The 1,455-nt window shown below is 38.3% G+C and carries 2 protein-coding genes; both read right to left on the bottom strand.

The window, feature by feature from the left end:
• Nucleotides 1-49 precede the first annotated feature (49 nt).
• Nucleotides 50-718 (bottom strand): site-2 protease family protein, encoded by a 669-nt coding sequence (locus AC30RD_RS09230; protein ID WP_489494242.1) that lies wholly within the window; start codon nt 716-718, stop codon nt 50-52.
• Nucleotides 705-1,454, bottom strand: a complete 750-nt coding sequence (gene lepB / locus AC30RD_RS09225; RefSeq protein WP_489494241.1) for a signal peptidase I — start codon at nt 1,452-1,454, stop codon at nt 705-707. Before lepB ends, AC30RD_RS09230 begins: the two co-directional genes overlap by 14 nt.
• Between the last annotated feature and the right edge of the window lies 1 nt (nt 1,455).

The following is a 1,455-nucleotide window of genomic DNA, read 5'->3' as shown; positions in this document are numbered from 1 at the left end:
GTGGTCTGTTCCTATGTAAAATTTCATATATTTCCTTTCATTATGAGAGTTAAAGTTGCAAAATAGTTTGCACCGGTATAAATATAAGATACTTACTCAGTGGTGTCATGATAATAATCAGAACTATAATCATACCATAAGGTTCATATTTATAAAAAAACTCTGCAACAGCGTTGAGTTTGTATTTGAGTGCAAGGTGCATGACAAAGTGTGCACCGTCAAACTGTGGAATAGGCAAAAGATTAAATACCCCCAAAACCACATTGATAATAAGAAGCTGATACACCAAAATATAGGCAAAAACATACACAAGTGAATCGGCTGTTGTTGGTGTAGGCATAATGGTAATAGCTATAGAAGCAAAGGCTGCAAGGGTGAAATTATACACAATGCCCGCCAAGTCAACCTGCATAGCAGCATTATAGCCGCCACGGTTGATAACATGAAAGGTGTTGATAGGTACAGGTTTTGCCCATCCAAACAAAAAGCCGCTGTCACCACCTAAGAGCATAGGTAAAAAGTACATTGTAGCAGGAACAATAATGGTTCCCACCATATCGATATGACTTATAGGATTGATACTGAGACGACCTGCATTTTTTGCCGTCATATCACCATACATATATGCAACCCAGCCGTGCATAATCTCATGTCCGATTATAGCGATGGCAAGTGCTAAGACGGCACCTGCTATTTTTAATATATCAAGTAATTCCATAATACTCTTTGTCTTCTTTTTCTCTCTCTTGTATCGCTTTTTGCAAGTAAGGTTCCTGCTCTAAATCGGCAGGTGTTTTCCCTATACGATCCCATCGTATCTCCCAGTTTTTATCGATAGAGAAGTAGATAAACCAAGGGGTTCCTTCTATATTTTCATACGGCACACTTCCCCAAAAACGGCTGTCGTTGGAATGGTCACGATTATCACCCATCATAAAGTAATGATCTTTTTCAACACGCAACGGATTAACATAGAAGATAGGGATGGGAAAATGACCGTCATTAACAATTTTTGGATCATGATGGATACCGGGATGTTGTTTCATATAAGGGTTTTTTACCCAGAGTTTTCCATCAAAAATAGCAATTTCATAATCTTTGTAATGCTCCTTGATCCAGTCATCCCCTTCACGAAAGTGGATAAAAAGGTTTTTTTCAGCTACAAAAAGTTCATCGCCTGGGAGTGCAACACACCTTTTGACAAAGTGCTGTTTAATATTTCCGGGATAGCGAAAAATAACAATATCACCACGTTGCGGTGTATCCCCGTCAATAAGTTTTAAATCATCACTCCATGGCATAATAGAAAGCTCTAAAAAGGGGATATGTGGCATAGGGATACCATAAGCAAATTTCTTGGCAAAAAGATGATCGCCAACAAGAAGAGAATCTTTCATACTTCCACTTGGGATTCTAAAAGCCTGCGCAACAAAAAAGATAACAAAAAGAACTATA

The sequence above is a fragment of the Nitrosophilus sp. genome (genome assembly GCF_982775275.1).
This window is presented reverse-complemented; position numbering and strand designations above follow the sequence as displayed.